This window comes from Aeromonas sp. 600774 (assembly GCF_049175075.1).
GTDB lineage: Bacteria > Pseudomonadota > Gammaproteobacteria > Enterobacterales > Aeromonadaceae > Aeromonas > Aeromonas veronii_A.
Window position 1 is genome coordinate 132,674 of record NZ_JAAKUJ010000010.1, and the last position, 20,439, is coordinate 153,112.

The 20,439-nt window shown below is 52.2% G+C and carries 26 protein-coding genes; 13 read left to right on the top strand and 13 right to left on the bottom strand.

Annotation, left to right across the window (positions count from 1 at the left end; all coding sequences use genetic code 11):
• Nucleotides 1–68: 68 nt before the first annotated feature.
• The 3 genes from G5171_RS12635 to G5171_RS12645 are packed head-to-tail and all read left to right on the top strand — an operon-like array spanning nucleotide 69 to nucleotide 3,206.
• Nucleotides 69–1,886: a terminase large subunit domain-containing protein gene (locus tag G5171_RS12635; protein WP_421260268.1), complete on the top strand. Its 1,818-nt coding sequence runs from the start codon at nucleotides 69–71 to the stop codon at nucleotides 1,884–1,886.
• Nucleotides 1,883–2,896 (top strand): phage portal protein, encoded by a 1,014-nt coding sequence (locus G5171_RS12640; RefSeq protein ID WP_408783191.1) that lies wholly within the window; start codon nucleotides 1,883–1,885, stop codon nucleotides 2,894–2,896. Before G5171_RS12635 ends, G5171_RS12640 begins: the two co-directional genes overlap by 4 nt.
• 58 nt (nucleotides 2,897–2,954) lie before the next feature.
• Nucleotides 2,955–3,206 (top strand): ogr/Delta-like zinc finger family protein, encoded by a 252-nt coding sequence (locus G5171_RS12645; protein WP_206867149.1) that lies wholly within the window; start codon nucleotides 2,955–2,957, stop codon nucleotides 3,204–3,206.
• 162 nt (nucleotides 3,207–3,368) lie between these two features.
• Here the strand turns inward: G5171_RS12645 and G5171_RS12650 are convergent, their stop codons facing one another.
• From G5171_RS12650 to G5171_RS12660, 3 genes are all read right to left on the bottom strand, one after another.
• The gene (locus G5171_RS12650) at nucleotides 3,369–4,097 is read right to left on the bottom strand and encodes a hypothetical protein (RefSeq protein WP_421260269.1); all 729 of its coding nucleotides are present in this window, start codon (nucleotides 4,095–4,097) and stop codon (nucleotides 3,369–3,371) included.
• A complete protein-coding gene (locus tag G5171_RS12655; protein ID WP_421260270.1) occupies nucleotides 4,094–4,516 on the bottom strand; it encodes a hypothetical protein in 423 nt (140 codons plus the stop codon). Before G5171_RS12655 ends, G5171_RS12650 begins: the two co-directional genes overlap by 4 nt.
• Nucleotides 4,517–4,677: 161 nt before the next feature.
• Nucleotides 4,678–4,845 carry a hypothetical protein gene (locus tag G5171_RS12660; RefSeq protein WP_421260271.1) on the bottom strand — a complete coding sequence of 56 codons (168 nt, stop codon included), beginning with the start codon at nucleotides 4,843–4,845 and terminating at the stop codon, nucleotides 4,678–4,680.
• A 146-nt stretch (nucleotides 4,846–4,991) separates the two neighbouring features.
• On the opposite strand from G5171_RS12660, the gene umuD reads away from it, so the two are divergent.
• The 3 genes from umuD (at nucleotide 4,992) to G5171_RS12675 (ending at nucleotide 7,860) form a co-directional block, all read left to right on the top strand.
• Nucleotides 4,992–5,414, top strand: a complete 423-nt coding sequence (gene umuD, locus G5171_RS12665) for a translesion error-prone DNA polymerase V autoproteolytic subunit (RefSeq protein ID WP_421260272.1) — start codon at nucleotides 4,992–4,994, stop codon at nucleotides 5,412–5,414.
• On the top strand, nucleotides 5,411–6,688 hold the full coding sequence (gene umuC / locus G5171_RS12670; RefSeq protein WP_421260273.1) for a translesion error-prone DNA polymerase V subunit UmuC: 1,278 nt from the start codon (nucleotides 5,411–5,413) through the stop codon (nucleotides 6,686–6,688). Before umuD ends, umuC begins: the two co-directional genes overlap by 4 nt.
• Nucleotides 6,689–7,011: 323 nt before the next feature.
• A complete protein-coding gene (locus tag G5171_RS12675; protein WP_421260274.1) occupies nucleotides 7,012–7,860 on the top strand; it encodes a hypothetical protein in 849 nt (282 codons plus the stop codon).
• 150 nt (nucleotides 7,861–8,010) lie between these two features.
• On the opposite strand, the gene G5171_RS12680 is transcribed toward G5171_RS12675, so the two are convergent.
• The 10 genes from G5171_RS12680 to G5171_RS12725 form a co-directional block, all read right to left on the bottom strand.
• Complete coding sequence (locus G5171_RS12680) at nucleotides 8,011–10,266, bottom strand: replication endonuclease (RefSeq protein WP_421260275.1); 2,256 nt, start codon at nucleotides 10,264–10,266, stop codon at nucleotides 8,011–8,013.
• Between the two features lie 3 nt (nucleotides 10,267–10,269).
• Nucleotides 10,270–10,515, bottom strand: coding sequence for a hypothetical protein (locus G5171_RS12685; protein ID WP_421260276.1), 246 nt, complete (start codon nucleotides 10,513–10,515; stop codon nucleotides 10,270–10,272).
• On the bottom strand, nucleotides 10,512–10,961 hold the full coding sequence (locus tag G5171_RS12690; protein WP_421260277.1) for a hypothetical protein: 450 nt from the start codon (nucleotides 10,959–10,961) through the stop codon (nucleotides 10,512–10,514). The genes G5171_RS12685 and G5171_RS12690 overlap by 4 nt, the downstream gene beginning before the upstream one ends.
• A complete protein-coding gene (locus tag G5171_RS12695; protein WP_108612203.1) occupies nucleotides 10,958–11,155 on the bottom strand; it encodes a hypothetical protein in 198 nt (65 codons plus the stop codon). Before G5171_RS12695 ends, G5171_RS12690 begins: the two co-directional genes overlap by 4 nt.
• Nucleotides 11,152–11,412, bottom strand: coding sequence for a helix-turn-helix domain-containing protein (locus G5171_RS12700; RefSeq protein ID WP_139441279.1), 261 nt, complete (start codon nucleotides 11,410–11,412; stop codon nucleotides 11,152–11,154). Before G5171_RS12700 ends, G5171_RS12695 begins: the two co-directional genes overlap by 4 nt.
• A 2-nt stretch (nucleotides 11,413–11,414) precedes the next feature.
• On the bottom strand, nucleotides 11,415–11,603 hold the full coding sequence (locus G5171_RS12705) for a hypothetical protein (protein ID WP_041204794.1): 189 nt from the start codon (nucleotides 11,601–11,603) through the stop codon (nucleotides 11,415–11,417).
• A 65-nt stretch (nucleotides 11,604–11,668) separates the two neighbouring features.
• The gene (locus G5171_RS12710) at nucleotides 11,669–12,127 is read right to left on the bottom strand and encodes a hypothetical protein (RefSeq protein WP_374898817.1); all 459 of its coding nucleotides are present in this window, start codon (nucleotides 12,125–12,127) and stop codon (nucleotides 11,669–11,671) included.
• A gap of 11 nt (nucleotides 12,128–12,138) precedes the next feature.
• Nucleotides 12,139–12,648: a phage regulatory CII family protein gene (locus tag G5171_RS12715; RefSeq protein ID WP_421260278.1), complete on the bottom strand. Its 510-nt coding sequence runs from the start codon at nucleotides 12,646–12,648 to the stop codon at nucleotides 12,139–12,141.
• The gene (locus tag G5171_RS12720) at nucleotides 12,641–12,916 is read right to left on the bottom strand and encodes a regulator (protein WP_421260279.1); all 276 of its coding nucleotides are present in this window, start codon (nucleotides 12,914–12,916) and stop codon (nucleotides 12,641–12,643) included. The genes G5171_RS12715 and G5171_RS12720 overlap by 8 nt, the downstream gene beginning before the upstream one ends.
• Before the next feature lie 25 nt (nucleotides 12,917–12,941).
• Complete coding sequence (locus G5171_RS12725; RefSeq protein WP_202004189.1) at nucleotides 12,942–13,130, bottom strand: Cro/CI family transcriptional regulator; 189 nt, start codon at nucleotides 13,128–13,130, stop codon at nucleotides 12,942–12,944.
• Nucleotides 13,131–13,251: 121 nt separating this feature from the next.
• Between G5171_RS12725 and G5171_RS12730 the strand changes: the two genes are divergently transcribed.
• From G5171_RS12730 to G5171_RS12760, 7 genes are all read left to right on the top strand, one after another.
• The gene (locus tag G5171_RS12730; protein WP_421260280.1) at nucleotides 13,252–13,947 is read left to right on the top strand and encodes a LexA family protein; all 696 of its coding nucleotides are present in this window, start codon (nucleotides 13,252–13,254) and stop codon (nucleotides 13,945–13,947) included.
• Between the two features lie 5 nt (nucleotides 13,948–13,952).
• Nucleotides 13,953–15,266, top strand: a complete 1,314-nt coding sequence (locus G5171_RS12735) for a hypothetical protein (RefSeq protein WP_408779496.1) — start codon at nucleotides 13,953–13,955, stop codon at nucleotides 15,264–15,266.
• Entirely contained in the window at nucleotides 15,263–15,619 is a 357-nt protein-coding gene (locus tag G5171_RS12740) for a hypothetical protein (protein ID WP_421260281.1), read from the top strand. Before G5171_RS12735 ends, G5171_RS12740 begins: the two co-directional genes overlap by 4 nt.
• Nucleotides 15,612–16,082, top strand: a complete 471-nt coding sequence (locus G5171_RS12745) for a hypothetical protein (RefSeq protein WP_421260282.1) — start codon at nucleotides 15,612–15,614, stop codon at nucleotides 16,080–16,082. Before G5171_RS12740 ends, G5171_RS12745 begins: the two co-directional genes overlap by 8 nt.
• Before the next feature lie 135 nt (nucleotides 16,083–16,217).
• Nucleotides 16,218–17,294 carry a site-specific integrase gene (locus G5171_RS12750; protein ID WP_421260283.1) on the top strand — a complete coding sequence of 359 codons (1,077 nt, stop codon included), beginning with the start codon at nucleotides 16,218–16,220 and terminating at the stop codon, nucleotides 17,292–17,294.
• Nucleotides 17,282–18,088, top strand: coding sequence for an HNH endonuclease (locus G5171_RS12755; RefSeq protein WP_421260284.1), 807 nt, complete (start codon nucleotides 17,282–17,284; stop codon nucleotides 18,086–18,088). Before G5171_RS12750 ends, G5171_RS12755 begins: the two co-directional genes overlap by 13 nt.
• A 1,571-nt stretch (nucleotides 18,089–19,659) precedes the next feature.
• Nucleotides 19,660–20,361 carry a hypothetical protein gene (locus G5171_RS12760; protein ID WP_005346840.1) on the top strand — a complete coding sequence of 234 codons (702 nt, stop codon included), beginning with the start codon at nucleotides 19,660–19,662 and terminating at the stop codon, nucleotides 20,359–20,361.
• Nucleotides 20,362–20,439: the final 78 nt, after the last annotated feature.

A 20,439-nucleotide genomic window follows, 5' to 3' on the forward strand; every position in this document is an offset into this window, starting at 1 on the left:
ACATCAGTGAGATAAGCAAGGGGAGGGGCTGGCTATGATGGCGCCATCATTCACCTGATGGAGGCGCCGTGGCGTATCCCGAAGAGATCCGCAATGCCGCGCGGGGACTCTACCTTAAACGATGGACACCCCAGGAGATCAAGGATGAACTGGGGCTCAACTCCTGCCGAGTGGTCTATTTCTGGGCCGAGAAGTACGGCTGGCGGGATCTGCTGACCGAAGAGGCGGTGGAGGATGCCATTGCCCGCCGGGTGCAGTCGCTGCTCGGGCGGGAGAAGAAAACCAGCGCCGAGCTGGACGAACTGGACAGGCTAATCGGCCACCATGTCAGCCTCAAAGAGAAGGCCATCAAGTGGGCCGAGCGCCAGCAGGCCCTCAAGGCTCAACGTGAAGCAGGGGAGGAACCTGCTCCGCCGCGAACCCCACGCGGGCGCAGTGGACAGGATGGTGGCCGCAAGGGGAAGGGCGGCAAGAAGGGCAAGAACGAGGTCAGCCACCTGACGGCCGACGACTTTGCCGAGTGGCTGGGCACCCTGTTTGGCTATCAGCTGCGCTGTCGCGAGGCCAAGAACGACCCGGCACTGCCGCGCACCCGCAACATCCTTAAATCCCGCCAGATCGGCATGACCTACTACTTCGCTGGCGAGGCGCTGGAAGATGCGGTGCTGACCGGCGGCAACCAGATATTCCTGTCCGCCACTCGTGCCCAGGCGGAGGTGTTTCGCTCCTATATCTGCAAGATTGCCCAGACTTTCCTCGGCGTCACCCTGACCGGCAACCCCATCGTCCTGTCGAACGGCGCCGAGCTGCACTTCTGCTCCACCAACTCCAATAGCGCCCAGTCCCGCTCGGGCAACGTCTACATCGACGAGTATTTCTGGATCCCCAACTTCGAGAAGCTCTCGGACGTCGCCAGCGCCATGGCGACCCAATCCCGTTGGCGCAAGACCTACTTCTCAACCCCGTCGAGCAAGGTGCATGAAGCCTATCGGTTCTGGACCGGGGATCGCTGGAAGGGGCAACGCCCGAGCCGGGTGGCCATCGACTTCCCTGGTGAAGATGACCTGCGCGACGGTGGCCGCGTCTGCCCCGATCGGCAGTGGCGTTACGTCATCACCATCGAAGATGCCATTCACCTTGGTTGCCACCTCATCGACATTGAGGAGCTGAAAGACGAGTACCCGGAGGAGGTGTTCGACAGGCTCTACATGTGCCGCTTTATCGACGATGCGCTGTCGGTGTTCAAGTTCCAGGACATGGAGCGGGCAGGGGTAGACCCAAGCCGGTGGGAGGACTACAAGCCCGGGCGGCCTGACCCGTTCGGCCGGCGAGAGGTGTGGCTGGGCTACGACCCGAGCCGCACCCGCGACAATGCCACCCTGGTGGTGGTTGCTCCACCTATGGTAGCTGGCGAGCGGTTTCGGGTGCTCGAGAAGCACTATTGGCGCGGGCTTAACTTCCAGTACCAGGCGCAGGAGATCGAGCGCATCGCCAAGAAGTTTCGGGTCACCTATCTAGGGGTCGATGTCTCCGGTATTGGTGCCGGGGTTTATGACCTCTTGAAGCCCACCTTCAAAGGCATATGCCACCCCATCAACTACAGCATCGAGAGCAAATCGCGGTTGGTCCTCAAGATGATCGACGTGGTGGAGGCTAACCGCATCGAGTGGGACAGCGCAGATCGGGATATTCCGCTGGCGTTCCTCGCCATCAAGCGCAGCACCACCGGCGGCGGCCAGATGACGTTTCGGGCCGCCCGGGACAACGTGACCGGCCACGCCGACGTGTTCTTTGCCATCGCCCACGCCGTGGCCAACGAGCCGCTCGATACCACCCGCAAACGTAAATCCACCTGGGCAACCAGCCAGGAGAGAAAGGCAGCATGACCAAGCGACAGAAATCCCAACCGGCCCGGGCGGCCACCCCAGCAAAGAGCGCGGTGGCGTTCAGCATGCCGGAGGCCATCGACCCCACGGCCTGGATGACCGATTACACCGGGGTGTTCTACAACCCCTATGGCGAGTATTACCAGCCGCCCATCGAGCGCAAGGGGCTCGCCAAGGTGGTGCGGGCCAATGCCCACCACGGGGCCATCCTGATGGCGCGCCGCAACATGGTGGCGGGGCGCTTTACCAACCAGCGCACCACGGTCACCGCCTTTGCCCACAACTACCTGCAGTTCGGGGACGCGGGGCTGCTCAAGCTGCGTAACGGGTTTAACCAGGTAGTGGGGCTGCTGCCACTTTCCAGCGTCTATCTGCGCCGGCGGGAAGATGGCTGCTTTGTCTACCTGCAGCAGGGCAAGCCGAACCTGATTTACCGGCCGGAGGATGTCATCTGGCTGGCCCAGTACGACCCCGAGCAGCAGATCTACGGCATGCCCGATTACCTGGGCGGCCTGCAGTCGGCGCTGCTCAATCAGGATGCCACCCTGTTTCGGCGCAAGTACTTCCTCAACGGCGCCCACATGGGCTTCATCTTCTACGCCACCGACCCGAACATGGACGACGACACCGAGGAGGAGATGAAGGAGATGATTGCGAGCAGCAAGGGGGTGGGAAACTTCCGCTCCATGTTCGTGAACATCCCGGACGGCAAGCCCGATGGCATCAAGCTTATTCCGGTGGGGGACATTGCCACCAAGGATGAGTTCGCGGCCATCAAGGGGATCACCGCTCAGGACGTATTGACCAGCCACCGTTTTCCGGCGGCGCTGGCCGGCATCATCCCGACCAATGGCGGGGGAGGGCTCGGGGATCCCGAGAAGTACGATGCGACCTATGCCCGCAACGAGGTGTTGCCACTGTGCGAGCTGATTCAGGATGCCATCAACAGCGCGGGACTCCCTCGCTCCCTCTGGGTCGATTTTCGGGAGAATATCGGTTCAACTGTATAAACAAACAGTGTCTGGTGTGGCAAGATAGGCTGTTGATTTGGATAGAAAAGGGGGCGTAATGCGGGTTTATTGCAAAGTGTGTGGCCAGCGGGGCCGCATTACCAAGACCAACCGACTGAGCGATGATGTCTCGGATCTCTACTGCCAATGCACCGATGCAGAGTGTGGCCACAGCTGGGTGGCCACCTTGTCGTTCGCCCACACCCTAAGCCCCTCGGCCAAGACCACCAACCAACTGGTGCTCAGCTTGATGGGGTCACTGACGCCAGAGGGGCGGCAGTTGTTACTGAAAGGACTGGGGGCGCAATAGCACCCCCAGCCTTGCCTGCGCACGCATGATAACGGATCCTACTGTGACCCTTCACTTTCCATAAGCTCCCTTCATGATTGGCGATTGTTCATTCTGATGATCTGATAGGCGCGTTTGTTTTTTGAGCAGGCATTTAAGCAATGTACTCAGTAATAATATTTGTTATAAGGCTACTGTCTGAATATAATTCATATAAACTTGGTGCCAAGTGGTGCTCCAGCCATTGGTATGGCATAAATATAAAAGCTCAGTCTCATCATTAATTCCATTCTGTGTTATAATATTGTGCGTGGACTTATTTATTACCAATCCATTTTCAACGTGGCTAGCCTGCATTGGATATATTGACACACTTCTAATATGAGAGAATTCTGCAGTTGCATAAATTAGTGCATCACCAGTCAATTCATCGTTTTCAATGTTGAAACTTGAAGCCCTATCTCTTTTTAATGTTTTTACAGCCTTGTTTATGTATTCATAGTGTTCAGCTCTGAGTTCTCTTGCTCTGCTGCAATCTCTAATTGCAATATATAATAACTGAGAGTACCTTATATATTTTTCACGGTCTAAACGTCTAGCTTGAGTAATTGTTCTATCCAATAGTCCGCATATGGATTCCCCCTTTACATAAAGGGCATTGGCATGCATTGTTTTTTGGTCATCCTGAAGTCCCGCAATTAAATATTTGGCATTAGCTCTGCTTGTGCGGAGTACGACATGGACGCCTTCTGCATTTATCCACGGGCGCCCATAAGAGTCAATTGCAGTGTGTGTATTCCAAGCATTAATAATGCTTGTTATAGTTGTAGCTGTTAGACTTTCATCAACCTCAGGTATTATATAATTTCCTAGTACTGTTCGGTTGTCAAATGGGATGATACCATAATTCATCTAATCATCTCCGAATACATATTCTCCAATACATTCATCGCTTCTTTTACTCTAGGGTCAGAGCATTTATCTGGATGTATTTTTTGAGCTATGTGGCGTCGCCATTTTTTTGCCAATTCTTTGTCTTTATAATGCAAGGCGTTTACACCAAGATTATTCTGTCTATTTTTTCCATCCATTTTTGTTAAGCAAAATAAATATTTTTGGCTTTCAGATACAAAACCGTCAAAAGACGTTTCATCATTATTATAGTTAATGAATATGTTTTTTAATAAAATTATTTTTTTATGTAAGTCGTTCCAGCCTTTAGCTGTAATTTTTATTTTTCCATCTAGATCACTTGATATTATTTTTTTCACCTCACGAAAGCTAGCAATTGCTTTAAGCTCCCTTACTTCATTACATTCATGCCATTTCATAAAAACCTCTGATGTTTAGAAAAAATAAAACTTTAGTTTCATCGTTTAAAGGTAGCAACCTTTATTTACTCAGAACCGCATTGTTATGAATAGGAAAAGTTATGACAATGTTTGAGTAAACATCATCAAGCCGATGACCGGTAAAGGTTAAACTATCGATCTCAGCGCTGACCAGCTTGCAGTTGCACCTTTCCAAGCCGCATAGGTGGCTTCTCGACCTCTATCTGTGTGTAGTGGTCACAGACGTTTTCACCTTGGGTAGACAAGTTGATGGCATTTCCAATGGATGCCATGTGAACGATATAAAGAAACTCCTGCTCTTTCGCCATGTTATTGTTCCTTAAATTAAAACTACCCCTAATGAGTCTGTAACTTTACCACAATGCAACCATGAATAGAGCCAAACGCCTCACGGTGATCCTATTTTTGCGTCTTGCTATACTGTTTATTTATACAGAAAAAAGAGATTGCCAGCATGTTTGCTCAACCCGCTCCCGATGCTCCCTTGTTGGAGCTCCCCCTGTTCCTCTCCCCGGTGGCCTGCGGCTTTCCGTCGCCGGCGCAGGACTACACCGAGCAGACCATCGACCTCAATCAGTTGTGCGTGGCGCATCCGGCGGCCACCTACTTCGTGCGGGCGGCCGGTGACAGCATGGTCGACTACGGAATCCGCGATGGCGACCTGCTGGTTGTCGACCGCAGCCGCAAGGCGCGCCACGGCAGCGTGGTGGTCGCCGCGGTGGATGGCGAGTTCACGGTGAAGAAACTGCAGCTTGAGCCCACCGTCGCATTGCTTCCTGGCAACCCGGCCTATCGTCCCATCCATTTCAATGATGGGCAGGAGCTGGAGATTTTCGGAGTCGTGGCCTTTGTCGTACACAAGATGGATACCCCATGAACAAGCGCTGCGCCGTCGCCCTGGTCGATGTGAACAATTTCTACGCCAGTTGCGAGCGGCTGTTCCGCCCCGACTTGAAGGGGCGGCCCATCGTGGTGCTCTCTAACAACGATGGCTGCGTGGTGGCCCGCTCGGCAGAGGCCAAGGCGCTGGGCATCAAGATGGGGGTACCGTACTTTCAGATCCGCCAGTTCTTCGAGGCGATGGGCGGGGTCTGGTTCTCCAGCAACTATGCCCTCTATGGTGATATGTCGAACCGGGTGATGACCATTCTGGAGGGGATGGCGCCGGCGGTGGAGGTCTACAGCATCGACGAGGCCTTTATCGAATTGAGCGAGTCCTGGGCGGGCGCCCTGGTGGTTTATGGCCGCCAAGTCCGCGAGCGGGTGCAGCAGTGGACCGGGCTGACCGTGGGGGTCGGCATCGGCCCCACCAAGACGCTCGCCAAGCTCGCCAACTACGCTGCCAAGAAGTGGCCCGCCACCGGCGGCGTGGTGGATCTGCGGGATGAGGCACGGCGCGATCGGCTGATGGCGATCACCCCGGTGGACGAGATATGGGGCATTGGCCGACGGCTCACCGCCAAGCTGGAGGTGCAGGGCATCAAGACCGTGGCCGACCTGGTCGCCGCCGACCCCAAGAACCTGCGCCGCCGCTATGGCGTGGTGGTCGAGCGCACTGTGCAGGAACTGCGCGGCATTCCCTGTGCCGAGTTGGAGCAAGAGGCCCAGGCCAAGCAGCAGATCATCTGCTCGCGCTCGTTTGGGGAGCGCATCACCCAGATCGGCACCATGCACCAGGCGCTGGCAGGCTACATGGAGCGGGCCGCCGAGAAGCTGCGGGGGGAGGGGATGTGCTGCCGGCATGTGACCCTGTTCATTCGCACCAGCCCGTTCAGCGACCGGGAGCCCTATTACGGCAACCAGGTGAGCACCAAGCTGGCTATGCCCACCCATGACACCCGGGCGCTGCTGGCCCTGATCCCCGAGCTGCTCCCCCGCATCTGGCGCGATGAGCAGCGATACCAGAAAGGGGGCGTTATGTTGGCCGACTTCACCCCCACCAACATGCAGCAGGGCGACCTGTTCGCCGCACAGCAGCAATCCCCGCGCAGCGAGGCGCTGATGCAGGTCATCGACAAGATCAATCATGGGCGGTTGGGGAAGGTTTACTTCGCGGCCCGTGGCCGCGACACCCGGGAGTGGATGATGAAGCGGGAGCAGTTAAGCCCCCGCTATACCACCGCGCTTGACGAACTGCCGGTGGTGAAGTGACTTACTCGATAATATTCTACACCGGTGCTCAGGTCTTTGGTGTGGCAACCTTGTCGTTCGTTCACACCTTAAGACTCTCAGCCAAGAGCATGAATCAGTTGGTACTGAAAGTGCTGGAATACAATTGAGTTGGTAGTTCTGGACGGTAATCCTACCAAACACAACTTCAATTTCTAACCCGTGTAAAAATACATCAAATACGGTATGATAGATAATATTTACTTACTAGAGCAATCCTACGATTGCCAAAGGTAGATTATGAATATCTGATGATGGTTAATGATTGGAAAAATCCATTAGAGTAAATTGAAGAGACTTCTCATATGCAATTCGATTCTTCATTCAGTATGAATGCCATAATCCTGATTACTTCTGATCGCCCAGATGATGGTGGTGTAACCAAGCGTTTAGACGAAGACCTGCGGACTATTACTACTGCCTATGAACTTATTTACTATCATGAGGCAGTTTCTAGTAGAGAGCAATTTATCCAGTTCATGGGCAATATAAATTCTTTTGTTGTTAGCAATAATTTAAAACCTGTGATTCATTTTCATATGCATGGTGGAAGTGAATTGGGCTTAGAGATTGGCAATACCAGAGAGTATATATCTTGGTCAGAACTTACTGAAACTCTTAGACAGATAAATATATCTATGTTGAACGAGTTATGTGTCATATCCACAGCGTGTTATGCATTTAACATGATCAATGAGATTACTATCACACAGCCATCACCATACTTTTCCCTTATAGCTTCACATAATGAAGTAAAATATGGTTATATTGATGATTTCGCATCAAAATTTTACAACGCCCTACTGAAATATGGGGGTTTGATTATTGCACATGATGAAATTAAAGATGCTTTTGACTTTTATCATAGTGAGAAAATGTTAACGATTTCCCTCGCCAAGTATATACTCCATAATTGTAAAGGTAAGCAAAAGCAAATGAGAAAGGAAGAGTTGATATCTAAAGCCATATCTGGCGGGGTAATTGATACTCCCGACTCACTGAAAGAAATGAGGAGAGTCATAAAGGAATACATTACTCCAAATCAGGAGTTGTTGAATAGATATGTTGATAGCTTTTTGATTGGTAAGAAAATACCTATAACAATTGATGATATAGTTAGTTTGGTGGAGGGAAGCTATAGATTAAGGGGATAACCAAAGGCTAATAATAGTCTCTATCTCGCAGAGTGACGTTGACCCGCGATTTTCAACTTATCAATGAGCTCTGTGTTGGAGAGCTCACTTTTGAGGTATCAACCTAATTGTGGGGAAAAATCTCTAGGAATAGATATCACAGTGCCTCTTTTAGCTGTAGTCGTTTTGTTCATGCATCCACTCCGGTGTGTCCAGCCCCTCCAGCACGCGCCACATCTCTGACTGATAGGGCTCCGGCAATATCTCTATCCAGCGGTGCGCCCCGGCGTGGCCTTGTGCCTCATAGACCTTGCCGCACAGCTCAACCAGCATCCGCCAGTCTGGATCCCCTTCTGGTACCGCGTATTCATCCAGCAGGCTCTGTTCAGCGGGCGGCTGGCCATCGAGCCCCCAATCCGGTTCATTGGGGAGCGATCTAGTCGATTGCAGCTGGCCGTTCTCAAGCCAGAGGCTGAAACCGTCCACCGTGACACTGGCCCCAGCCCGCAAACGGTCGATGGAAAAGGGTGACAAACCCCATTGTTCCCTCACGATCTGCTCTGTGAAGACATCAGGATCTGGCCGCGTACAGTTATTGTCAGAGCTCCAAGGTGCCGGGCTGTCGCCCGTCTTAACCCCAACCCCCCTCGCTGCAGCCTCGGCGGCTTTCCTGGCTTCATGGGTACCGGCAGGCACAATTTCCCACCCTTGCAGGCGGGTTTTGATGCCAAGGCGAGCGGAGGTAATGCCCATCAGGCGTTTGATGTCTTCGCCATAGCTGTTGGCCTGCTCCTCGATGAGGTGGGCCAGCTTGATGGGGTGTTCGGCACGGGTGGCCAGTGCGCCGCCCATGGCGTGCAGGTAGCAGCGAAAGATGCCGTTATCTGCGGCAAAGCGGGCTGCCTCAAAGCGCGGGTCTTGCAGCACTGGCTTGGGTGGGCCCACCAGATCGGCATGCTTCTTGGCGTTGCTGATGCGGCGCAGCTCGCGCCATACCCCGACTGGGGCGCCCCCGATCTGCTGGAAGGTGCGAATGCCCCACCAACTGGCCCAGGCCACGGCATGCAGGGCGCCCTCATCGGCGGTAGTACCTGCCTCTTCGTCATCGTCCAGGTAAGCGCCGTCGATGTTCTTGGCAATGTATTTGGCGATATAGCCCGCGGCATCCCCCTTGGCGGGGTCTATCTCTTTCCAGTCAAAGCGGGGTGTGAAGTCGGTAAAGGGTGGGGTGCCCTTGATATCCCGCACCAGCTCTTCGTGGTCATCGGTCAGGGCATAGCGTTGCAGTATGCCGATCACCCGGTTGCGATCTTCCGGGCGCATAAATAGCAGCAGATGCCAGTGCGGGGTGCCGTCGTGGTGAGCCTCGCACACGCGAAATCCATAAACGGGGGCGTTCCACCGTTTGAGGGCAGCCCTGGCACGGCTCCATAGTTTGGCCAGATAGGCGCAGGTTTCCCGCGGCGTGGCCCCTTGATATCGCTTGTTCTCTACCGCTTTGCCGTTGTGCTTTTGTGTCCAGGCATGAAAGCGACTCGGGGCGGTCCAGGTGAAGAATACCCCCACATGCCCCTGTTCCTCGGCATAGTCATTGAACCCCCGAGCACGCACCATCATTTCGTTGCGGCGGTTCACCGGGTTGGCGTTGCTGGCCTCCCAGCAATCCTTCATCGACACGACCAGGTCATACTGATCGTTGATTATTTCCGACTCGGCCAGCCAGCGCATCATGGCCCGCTTGCGTTCGCGCACCACCTTCATGGTGGCGTTCGATACATAAGCCGACACGCCCTTACGTACCTTGCCGAGCAGAATGTTGATCTGCTCCTGCAGGCGGTCCCAGCAGCGGTTGACGCGCTTCTCCCACCACTTGGCAGAGAGCAGGCGCACCAGCACGCTCAGGATCCAGTTATCCCGCACTTCGTCGGATTTGAACTTGGGCATCTTGCCGATAAAGCCCCACTGGTCGGCAGGCTGACGCATCAGTTCCCAGGTCTGCAGCAGATCCGGCTCGGCTCCGTCTTTAATGCCCTGTTCGATGTTCTTGTAAATGGCTGCGGTCTGGTTGGCGAACTGGTGGGCCACCTTCTTGCGGCCGTCTTCATCGCGCATCTCCCTCGGGTTGACCGGAATGGAGTGGAGCAGCTGGCGCACCCAGCGGGTTCGCTCACGCAGCCAGATATTGGCAGCCCGGCAATGGGTGAAGCTGCAATCCTTGCGGCGTCGTGCGTACTGCTTGAACAGGTCGCGGGTTAACTCGGGGGAGAGGCCATCGAGTAGCTGGATGGCCCACAGCAGATCGTATTGGCCGCGTGGGCCGCCGAAAACGGCGTCAAAGTTGACGCCGGGCAGAGAGTTGCAAAGAGTGTTGACGCGCTGCAGCTGTGCTTTTCTCGACAGCGGCAGCCGGGTGGTGAGCTTGGTCATGCGTTAAGCGGATAACGTCTTGATGCGAAACAGGCATCCACTGATGCGCTGCTGGGCATGGGTTTTCATTCGACGGGCGGCCGCGCACTGACGCAGCAACAGCTTGATGCTGACGTGGGGGCGGGCAGGTAGCCGACGCGCATGGGCCAGCTCCTGCTGATAAAGACGCAGCCGCGCTGCGTCTTCCCGATAGGCTTCTTGCCAGCGATACATCTGGCTGGTCAGTTCCTGCTGCAGATGATGGGTCACTTGATCACCTCACCTTGCCCATGCAGTGGCGCGCACTCCTGCCACCACTCGCCGATCTCTTTGGCCAGTGCGGTTTCACCCTGGCCCAGCGCCAGCCAATAGACAGAGCGCACTGCACCGAGCGCCAGCAGCTCCCGGGGGATATCCCGATCGCCTCTGGCCTCACCGCCGGCGGCGATAAACTCGGCGCGGGCTGCCAGCCAGTGGGTGGTCAGCTGGTTGTGTGCGGGGAGTGGTGCCGCCTCTTCATCGTCTCCATCGCCGTCATCATCGAGCAGATCAGCCGGGTTGCTGGTCGCAACCAGTTGCAGCTGGATGTACTGCTGGCCGGAGTAAACCCCGCCCAGGGCAATGCGGTTATCTTCGGCATTGGCTGCGAACATATCGGCCAGCAGCCCCTCGACCACCTTGGGTGCCTGGCGGGCAATCTTGATGATGTCGCTCATTGGCAGGCCCTCCGGTTGATGCTGAGAAACAGCTGGTGCCAGCGCAGGGCACGCTTTGCCTGGGCTAACAAGGTTTTACCCTCAGTTCCTCTGAGGCATGAGGAGTGGCGGGCTTTGGCTGTGAGCCGCTGACGCAGGCGTGGCAACTCGGCCAGCGCTTCCTGCTCGGATATGGGATGGAAGATCTTGGTCATGCCCGCACCTCCGGCGTGGTGGTGCCGGTCAGCAGCCAAGCAACGTGGGATTTCAGCTCCGGGTGGTTGGCGATCAGCAGGAACAAGCCACCACCGATCTCGCGGTATCCCAGCTCGTAGTTCTTGAGCGTGGTGGGCGGAATGCCGAGCTGGTCGGCAAACTTGGGGCGGCTCAGCTTCAACTGCTCCCGCAATTGGCGCAGGCGCTTGGCTGCATGGTGGTTAAGCAGATTGATTTGGGTCGGTTGTGCGTTCATGGTCAGGCTCCTTGTTGAGTGGTGCAGGGGTTGATGCGGCTGAACAGAGAAGCCCAAGCCAGTGCGGTTGACCGCTCCATAAGCGCAACCCCGTCAGGGTGTTGGCTAAGACGGGCGCCATAGCGGCCCGTCAGCTTGCGTTGTTGGATGCGAAGGTTGCGCAGTGCGCAGGGGATCGCTAAAGTTGCCATGTCGACTTCCTCATACGTTGTTGATAAGGCCCGCTTGGAGTTGCACCTCCGTAATGCGGGCTTTTTTATTGCCCAATAGGACGTGGGCCTTGCCCGGTCATCTGGCTTGCTGCCAGTACTGCGCGTTTCATGCGCAGCTTTGCTGCTCTCTCTTTCTTCTCCCTCTCGATATCCCTGATAGATCTGGTGACCGGAGCCGGGTGCCACACCTTGGGGTCACAGCCGCCGCGAAATTCGCTTTGGTACTCCAGTGCAATCACGGCAAGGCGGATTGCCTCGCGCTGCGCATGCGGCAATGCCGACAGCGTGGCGCTCATCAGTTCGCCCCGAGGTTGGCGGGCGATGGCACAGATTGCGGCTTTCTTGGCCTGGCCCAGTGCCAGCCAGTCGGTGTCGAGGCTCGAGCGCTTCTTGCCGAACATCTCGCGCAGCAACATGCAGCCGGCGGTGTTCATGGCCACCTGTTCTTCTGGCGTCAGGCCAGCCAGATTGCGTTGTTGATGGTCAATGCGTTGGGTTTGCATGGGTTCCCTCCTTACATAGTCATGGTTTGCATCAGGATGTCTGACGCACAGGCCAGGGTCGGCACCGCCTGAAAGCGGGCCTCAATGTCGTGGATCAGGATGGCGAGTGACCCCATGGCCGAGGTGGCCACGCTCACCAGGGTATTGCGCTCCGAGCGGGTGATCCGGCCGCGGTCAGTCAGCTCCAGCGTTCGCTGGCCAATGCTGGCGATTTTGGCGTTCAGAGCGATGGCCTGGTGGGGCAGGGAAGGGGCCCGATCAGCCTTGGGAATAGCCACTGCAGTGAGGCCACACTCCAACAACAGACCATCGAACAGGGTCTCATCCCCCTCGGTGGCGTGATAAATGGCCACCAGTTCCCGGGCGGTGAGTTGGTGCGGTTGTGCCGGGTTCAGCTTGTTGCGCAGTACCTGCTCACCAATACCTGCAGCACGGGCAACCTCGGCCAATGAATGGCTGGCGGCAAAGCGCGAGCATGCAGAGTCAAAGTGATGATGTTTGCTGCAAGTTTGCTCAAACATGGCTTTCATCCCTCTGCTTGCGCGACACTCTAAGGCGGCGGACAGGTGCCGGTGCCGGTGCCGGTTCCAGGCCTGGTTGGTTCATCGCCTGCTGGGTGTAGAGCACCAGGTTGATCAGCACTTTTTCAGATCGACCTTGCTTGGGCATGATGGGAATGCGGCCAGCTCGCACGTAGTTCTCGATCGTGCGCTGGGTCAAACCCGTCCGTTCGGAGAAGCTCTCGACCGTGCAAACCGGGGTGTCTATGTGGATAGGGGCTATGATCATGGATGGTTGCCTCCTGCGAGTTCAGTTACGCGCGACCTTGCGCGGTGTGGTGCTGATCGGCTTTCAACTTGCCACCGGTTAACACCTCTATTTGGTAGGCTCGGCCTTTGGGGATGGTTTCTCCCCATTGGGAAATCGCTTGAGGTCTACAGCCCAGTGCCAAGGCAAGTTTGTTAGCTCCACCGAAGTGTTCGATCGCATCTTGTTTTTTCATGTTAAGCCCTTTGTAAGGATTTCTTTCGAAAGCAAATGCAAAGCTAGCTATATGCTTTTTGCAAGTAAATCTTTCGCAAAAGACAAGAAAAGCTACGAAAGTACCTTGTAAGATTATTTACATGAAAATTAATGAACGCATTAAACAGACACGTAAGAGACTCGGTTATAGCCAAGAGATTCTCGGCTCACGGGTTGGTGTATCTCGCGTTTCCATTAGCCAATGGGAGCGGGGAGAGAACACGCCTAATGGTCGCTATCTTAATGAGTTAGCTGCAGCGCTTGGGGTTACGGTTGACTGGCTTTTGACTGGCGAGGGGGATGCTCCAAGCTCGTCAGGAGAGCAGCAGATGCCTGGTTATCACAACGTCGAACCGGCGGTGATGCTGCCGGGCAAACGGATCCCGATACTAAGCTATGTGCAAGCGGGCAACTGGCGGGAGATGTGCGAGCAGGCCACAACCTTCGATGGCAACGTTGAGTTCGTATCTGCAAGCGGCGAGATTGGCCCATTTGGCTTCGGCCTTTGGTTGCGTGGCGATTCCATGTTGCCGCTGTTCAAAGAGGGAGATTTGATCATCGTTGACCCTGACGAAGCACCGCAACCCGGAGACTACGTTGTCGCCAAGAACGGCAGCAACGAGGCTACTTTCAAAAAGTACCGGCCCCGCGGCATCGACGAGAACGGGCAAGAGGTGTTTGAACTGGTCCCCCTCAACGACGATTACCCCACCATGCACTCTGACCGGCAGCACATCCAGATCATCGGTGTGATGGTAGAGCATAGAATATTTAGAAAAAGACAAACAGGGCGCTAAAATTAATGAATATACAAGGTAGATTAGTACATGTACGTGTTCTTGTTTCTCTGATAAAAGAAGAATTAGAAAATAGAAAGAATAGCAATGAACCTATATTTTATAATGCGAAAGAGTTCCATCCAAGTAAAAAGGTTTTTTTATCCCTAGAAGGATGGGTTAATAAATTATCAACATATACTTCAAATAATAAAGTGAGTGGGCCTGATGAAGTTATACTCAGTACTTTGCTTGAGTGTTATGTTGAAATATGCGACTTTATTCTAAATAACATAACGACTTTATTCTACAATAAAGAGATTACGTCTTTAGTAATGTCAACAAATTCCATATCCAAACGTTTTATAAATGAAAAAAATAATCCAAATTGGATTTTTAATTATGAATATGAAACCGCCAAAAATGGGCAGCAATCATTGTTTGATGACATAGCGAATATTAAAGATAATGGAGGGGTCGGGCAGTTTGCTTTTGAGTTAATACGGAAGCTAACAAGCAATAGAGCCAGAATTAGAGAGGTCATTAGTAGGGTTAATGCGGAAGATATTTTTTCATCAGTTAGAAATGATAATGCCAATCTCTTTAATGAACTAAAGTCACAATATAATGTGATGATGAAGAATTTTGATGTTAGCATTAAAAGTGTTGAAGAGCTAAATCCAAAAATTGATTCAATGGTTAGCAAATCTTTAGCATCATGGTCTAAAAAGAATGATGCGCTTACCGAAGAATTATCGGTGTGCGTGACTCAGGCTAAAGATAGAAAAAATGAAGTGGATGACTTCTGTACTACGGCGATGTCAAAAGTATGTTCTATACTCAAAAAGGCGCAGCAGCAAGGAATGGCCGCTTCATTTCAACAACGACATAGTGACCTAAAGTGGCCTCAAGTAATATGGGGTATAGTTTTTGTTCTATCCTTGGTTGGATTATTTTCTTTGGGTTGGTATCTAATTGAATATGTTTTTTCTAGTAATGATAAATCATGGGTTGAGATAGTATCTAAATTCTCACTTAGCTTACCAGTAATATGGGTTACATGGTTTGCAGCCAAGCAATACAATCATACAGTGCAGTTGAGAGAGGACTATGCATATAAAGTTGCAGTTGCTATGGCTTATCATGGTTATAAAGAGGAACTAGATGGAACCAATAATGAAATGGGACAGAAGTTGCTGGAGAATATAATTCTTCATTTCGCTGACAATCCTGTAAGACTTTATAAAAATGATAGCAGCGTTTCTATATTAGACTCGTTTGTTAAGAATAATAATTTAGCTGATCTCGTAACTGCAATAAGAGGTAAGGAGAGTAAATGAGTAAGTTACCTTCTGTTTACCGGGATGTGACTCAGCAGGATATTATCTCTTTCTATAATGATAACGGGATTAAAGCTTCTTGCACGCTGTGTCATCATAATGAATTTGATATTCCATTAATGAATAAATCAACTGCGTTAGATTTGTTCCATGCCGCTGCTGGTGCACATGTACTGCCGTCTCAAGAGTATGTACGCCCATTTGTATTGCATGATGACGTATTAGGTGATGATCTAGCCACTTACCCCCTTACTTGCAAGCGGTGTGGAAATGTTCGGTTACTAAACGCTGAAAATGTTCTTGATTGGAAAGAGCTTAAGGCGAAGCAAGTTCAGGAAGGCGACCATGAGTAATGTTGTTCCTCTAGGTTACAAAGGTCGGTTAAAATTTGGAGATGACACTGGCAATGATGGTGGAGATGGTTCTATGGAAGCGCGTGTGGCAAAACTTGAGTCTGATGTTGGACACATCATGCGCGATGTTTCTGAGATCAAACAAAAGTTAGAGCGAGTTGCGGGTGATATAGGTGACATCAAAGTATCCTTAACTACTCAGGCCGGACGGCAGGATGCGCTCGGGCTCAGGCTTGAGGTTATAGAGCAAAAGTGCGAAGCAAAGCTTGATGCCCTGGATAAAAAGTTCGATGCCAAATTTGATGGCTTGGACAAAAAATTTGCTACTAAATCAGATTTACATGAAGCATTGAATAAACAGCAGCAATGGATGTTTAGAACAATGCTAGCCCTCATAAGCTTGGGAGTGGGTGTTACTGGTGCTGTGGTTGCTGCACTCATGAAGTATCTACCCCATACGTAGTCCTATGCTACACGATCATATAAGTCGTTGATGGCCTGTATGATCACAAGCTCTCCATGTATAAGGCTGGTGCTACCAAACACTCCCTATCGTTACCTGATGCTGGATATAATTACAGTATTTTGTGGAGGGAGTATGACCGTAAGAAAACAGGTAAGCGGTAAGTGGTTAGTAGAGATTTACCCTGAGGGGCGGCCCTGCAAGGCAAACCCCAACGCACCTCGGATTCGCAAGCAGTTTGCCACCAAGGGTGAAGCGCTGGCGTTCGAGCGCTTTGTGCTGGACCCGGACAAGGGCAAGCCTTGGCTAGAGGGGCAGGGGGAACCGGCAGACGACCGGCGCCTCTCTGATCTGGTCGAACTCTGGTTTGGCCGCCATGGACAAAGCCTGCGTGATGGTGAGGCTCGTAAGTCCAAGCTGCTGACAGTCTGCCAGTCCCTCGGAGACCCGCTGGCGGTCAACTTTACCGCTCGCGATTTTGCTGCCTACCGTGAAGCTCGCCTCTCGGGTGATATCACCGACCGACGCGCCATCAATCAAGAGAAGCAAGGCGTCACTCCCAATACAGTTAACCGCGAACATGCCTACCTGCGGGCGGTATTCAATGAACTGAAAAGGCTAGGGGAGTGGCAGGGAGAAAACCCCCTCGATGGTTTGCGAGCCTACAAGGTGGCCGAGGCCGAGCTGGCTTTCCTCTACCCTGACGAACTCAAGCGCCTGTTGGCCGCTTGCGCCGATAGCCCAAACCCCGATCTGCTGCTGGTCGTGAAACTCTGCTTGGCCACCGGCGCACGCTGGTCTGAGGTGGAAGAGTTAACCCAGTCTCAGGTATCCCCCAACCGCATCACCTTCACTCGCACCAAGAGCAAGAAGAGTCGCAGCGTCCCCATCAGCCCCGATCTCTATGCCCAGTTGCCGAGAAAACGCGGTCGCCTGTTCGGTGACTGTTATCGAGCCTTCGAAATGGTGGTCGAAAGGGCAGGGCTGGAACTGCCACCCGGGCAAAACACCCACGTTCTGCGCCACACCTTTGCCAGCCACTTTATGATGAACGGCGGCAACATTCTGGTGCTGCAGAAGATCCTCGGTCACTCCACCATTGCGATGACCATGCGATATGCACATTTTGCCCCTGATCACCTGGAAGATGCGGTACGATTGAACCCTCTGGCCATTATGAACTATCAGGATTTAAGGCAATGCCCTACGTAGTGATTACTGAGAATGATGAATCCCCATGGCATGATCAGACCGGCGCCGTCTATCACTTCCCTAAGCGGTATCAGTCGTTGTTGCAGGTAGGGACGCCAGTTGTTTACTACAAGGGGAAGATGCTTAAGCCTCAGTACGCAGCACAGCGTAAATCATGTCTTCCTCATTACTTTGCAACCGCAACTATTGGGCATGTCTATGCGGACCCGGCTAGTTCAAAAGGGGATTTATTTGCTCTGATTGAGGATTATGTAGAGTTTGATAAAGCAGTGTTGGCAAAGGTTGATGATCAATATCTTGAAACGATTCCCGAAACACGCAAAAGCAACTACTGGCGTGATGGAGTTCGAGCGATCAGTGCATCTGATTACGATGCGATAGTGAAGTTTTTCCCACCCTTGATACGTGAGGAACCTGTCAGCCCAGTGAAGCCTGAAGGCGAACTGGATAGCTTCGAGTCACTGGAAGAGGGGAAACCTGGTCTTAAATACACCACCGTGTATGAACGTAATCCTAAGCTGCGAGCCCAGGCAATTGCCCTTCACGGAACCACCTGCAAAGGGTGCACATTCAATTTTGAAGAAGCATATGGTGAACTAGGTAAAGGTTTCATCCATATTCACCATATCAAGCCACTCGGGGTTATGGCTCAAGAGCACAAGGTCGATCCGGAGACAGAGCTCGTGCCGCTATGCGCTAATTGTCATGCGATGGTGCATCGTGATAAGTCCCGCACTCTCCGAGTGGATGAGTTGAAGAGCATGATCGAAACGGCCAAGGCGACAGCCATTTAGATATGATGCTTATGAAGACCAAAAGTGGCGACAGAGTGGCGACAAAATTTTAAATAGGTGGTCATTTTTAGCTGTCATTGGTTCACTAACTCTTTGATTTTTATGTAAGTGCTTGTTTTATCATGGGGCTGAATCAGATTTAAAATCCCTCGACGTTCGCGTCGTGCCGGTTCGATTCCGGCCTCGGCACCATATTAGAGTCTTAAAAATACCAAAACCCGCATAGCCAAAGGCTTTGCGGGTTTTTTGTTGTATCTAGTCGACTAATCTGGCCTTGTGATATTCCTCCGTGATTAGGGGACGCGTGTTCCGGCAGGGGAAAAAAGCCCTCCATATGCTTGCTATGCCTGGCTGTGAGGTGGTGGATTATCCTCCCTGCACTTGTCATCTACTCCCAATTGAAACGGGAGAGCCCTCCATTTCGCCATCCGACTCCATGGGGTCACAAGTAAGGGGCGCTGGTCAGCAGCAGAGGCTGCCTGATGAAATAGGCCCTCCCTATCGGGGGAAGTACAGGCGCCTCAGGTTCTGCCCCGGTAGAAAGGAGAGGGGCTGGTACCAGTTGTCTATCCAGAGGTTTCTTTGAAAGAGGCAAGGGCCAAGAGAGAGGAAGCTGCAGGCTGCGGGCGGATGTTATCGGCCCAAGTCTTGCCCGAAAGCAGAGCAAGGTGATCCGCGGCTCATCAGTGAGACCCGCTTTGCGGTTATTGCCAGAGTAGCACCAGAGTCGGCTAGCCATGCACCAGCGCCGCGGCGGACAACTGGTGGCGGCGATAAGCTGTTCGACATCGAGCCCCGCTATGGCGACATCCACCTCATTCCACTTACCGCCCATAACCGCTGCAGTTCGAGCGTCTGAGGGGCCTCCTTCGTCAGACTCGAGGTATCGTTGGGGGCACCCCATCCACCCCCAGTCCCACCGGCCGCCCAAAACCCAGTTAGTCATCAACTAATCGTCAGTTAATAAAAGTTTGTGCCAGCGCAAAAAATCACTCTTTTCTGATAGTTAGCCCATTAAAACCATAGATAAGACCACTCTGGCTCCGTAATATGGCGACGGGCGTCTGTTGGCCCCTTTTCCGAGATCAATGGTCAACGGCGCAATCTGGTAGCGAGAGTCAGGGGCGGTAGCCACTTTAGCGTAGGGTCGATTAGCGAAGCGTAATCGTCCGCGGTAACCATCCCCTCTCCCCTTGCGGGAGAGGGTTAGGGGTTCGGTAACATCTTTGCATGGCGGAATATCATCTCCCTAAATGGCATGCCTTCGCCATGCAGGACACGAGGACTCCGTCCTCGACGGGGTTTCGCCGCCGCTGCGCGGCTTGGCGAGTGACTTTTCTTTGCGTGGCCAAATAAAAATCTCTCTGCAACCGGTTAATAGTACCTCGTGTATTCGAAGTTATGATGTGGAAAATCCTAGATACCCACCCATTTGGCATCTTAAATATATTTATACAGAGTAGTCATACTTACGCAGGTAATAACATGCCTAGGAGAAACAAACTTAATCTTAGAGATCGAATAAGGCAATAAAATACGAACAATATATTAAATTTAAAATAGGTGACAAGATGACAAAAAGACATAGTTCTAATCGTGCAATATTAATTCTAGAATCACCATGGGAACTTGATTATAGTGACTCTAATAGAACAAGCGTCCTTCCTTTTGTTGAAGGTGTGGGTAAGCTTGCTGGTGACACAGAGGTTTATCATGCTAACTTTTATGATAAAAGTAGTTTTGTAAAAGCTTTAGACTGTTTGTGCAAAAGAAAATTCACAAATACCACTGTCTATATTGCTGCTCATGGCTACAAGAAAAAAGTCGGCAATGTATCAATTTCAGACCTCATCTGGGCGGTGGGGTTACGCTCAAAAGAATGCAATATCACAGGGTTGATGATAGGTTCATGTTTTGTTGGCGAAAACACAAGCACAATGGAAGCTTATTTAGAAGGTACTAATCTTAAATGGTGTGCGGGATATTCCTCTACTTCTTTATGGCTGGAGGGAACATTGATTGACTGCGCGATATTATCCAGAATGACCGATTTAGATGAAACTGACTATGCAGACAAAGACAATATGATTCATCACTTCGCAAGTTCCATCGCAGCATTTTCTGACTCTTTTAGGATTGGTCGAGACTACAAAGAAGAGCCAGTTCCTTTAAATCGGTCCCTTCAATTTGTCATACAACCAAGTGGAAAAGGAAAGCGAGCTAAATGTGTTAGTGAAGAGGTTTTTGAAGTAAGGGAATCACTACAGCTTTAATTTAAGACTAAAGCCCCCATGAAAGCAATCATTTTATTCATTTTGAAAAATCACGGCAAAGCTATTCACTGGGGGCAT

Coding starts and splice junctions, on each gene's coding strand:
- G5171_RS12640 (WP_408783191.1), top strand. CDS start 1,883: ATGACCAAGCGACAGAAATCCCAACCGGCCCGGGCGGCCACCCCAGCA.
- G5171_RS12645 (WP_206867149.1), top strand. CDS start 2,955: ATGCGGGTTTATTGCAAAGTGTGTGGCCAGCGGGGCCGCATTACCAAG.
- G5171_RS12650 (WP_421260269.1), bottom strand. CDS start 4,097: ATGAATTATGGTATCATCCCATTTGACAACCGAACAGTACTAGGAAAT.
- G5171_RS12655 (WP_421260270.1), bottom strand. CDS start 4,516: ATGAAATGGCATGAATGTAATGAAGTAAGGGAGCTTAAAGCAATTGCT.
- G5171_RS12660 (WP_421260271.1), bottom strand. CDS start 4,845: ATGGCGAAAGAGCAGGAGTTTCTTTATATCGTTCACATGGCATCCATT.
- umuD (WP_421260272.1), top strand. CDS start 4,992: ATGTTTGCTCAACCCGCTCCCGATGCTCCCTTGTTGGAGCTCCCCCTG.
- umuC (WP_421260273.1), top strand. CDS start 5,411: ATGAACAAGCGCTGCGCCGTCGCCCTGGTCGATGTGAACAATTTCTAC.
- G5171_RS12675 (WP_421260274.1), top strand. CDS start 7,012: ATGCAATTCGATTCTTCATTCAGTATGAATGCCATAATCCTGATTACT.
- G5171_RS12680 (WP_421260275.1), bottom strand. CDS start 10,266: ATGACCAAGCTCACCACCCGGCTGCCGCTGTCGAGAAAAGCACAGCTG.
- G5171_RS12690 (WP_421260277.1), bottom strand. CDS start 10,961: ATGAGCGACATCATCAAGATTGCCCGCCAGGCACCCAAGGTGGTCGAG.
- G5171_RS12695 (WP_108612203.1), bottom strand. CDS start 11,155: ATGACCAAGATCTTCCATCCCATATCCGAGCAGGAAGCGCTGGCCGAG.
- G5171_RS12700 (WP_139441279.1), bottom strand. CDS start 11,412: ATGAACGCACAACCGACCCAAATCAATCTGCTTAACCACCATGCAGCC.
- G5171_RS12705 (WP_041204794.1), bottom strand. CDS start 11,603: ATGGCAACTTTAGCGATCCCCTGCGCACTGCGCAACCTTCGCATCCAA.
- G5171_RS12710 (WP_374898817.1), bottom strand. CDS start 12,127: ATGCAAACCCAACGCATTGACCATCAACAACGCAATCTGGCTGGCCTG.
- G5171_RS12715 (WP_421260278.1), bottom strand. CDS start 12,648: ATGTTTGAGCAAACTTGCAGCAAACATCATCACTTTGACTCTGCATGC.
- G5171_RS12720 (WP_421260279.1), bottom strand. CDS start 12,916: ATGATCATAGCCCCTATCCACATAGACACCCCGGTTTGCACGGTCGAG.
- G5171_RS12725 (WP_202004189.1), bottom strand. CDS start 13,130: ATGAAAAAACAAGATGCGATCGAACACTTCGGTGGAGCTAACAAACTT.
- G5171_RS12730 (WP_421260280.1), top strand. CDS start 13,252: ATGAAAATTAATGAACGCATTAAACAGACACGTAAGAGACTCGGTTAT.
- G5171_RS12735 (WP_408779496.1), top strand. CDS start 13,953: ATGAATATACAAGGTAGATTAGTACATGTACGTGTTCTTGTTTCTCTG.
- G5171_RS12740 (WP_421260281.1), top strand. CDS start 15,263: ATGAGTAAGTTACCTTCTGTTTACCGGGATGTGACTCAGCAGGATATT.
- G5171_RS12745 (WP_421260282.1), top strand. CDS start 15,612: ATGAGTAATGTTGTTCCTCTAGGTTACAAAGGTCGGTTAAAATTTGGA.
- G5171_RS12750 (WP_421260283.1), top strand. CDS start 16,218: ATGACCGTAAGAAAACAGGTAAGCGGTAAGTGGTTAGTAGAGATTTAC.
- G5171_RS12755 (WP_421260284.1), top strand. CDS start 17,282: ATGCCCTACGTAGTGATTACTGAGAATGATGAATCCCCATGGCATGAT.
- G5171_RS12760 (WP_005346840.1), top strand. CDS start 19,660: ATGACAAAAAGACATAGTTCTAATCGTGCAATATTAATTCTAGAATCA.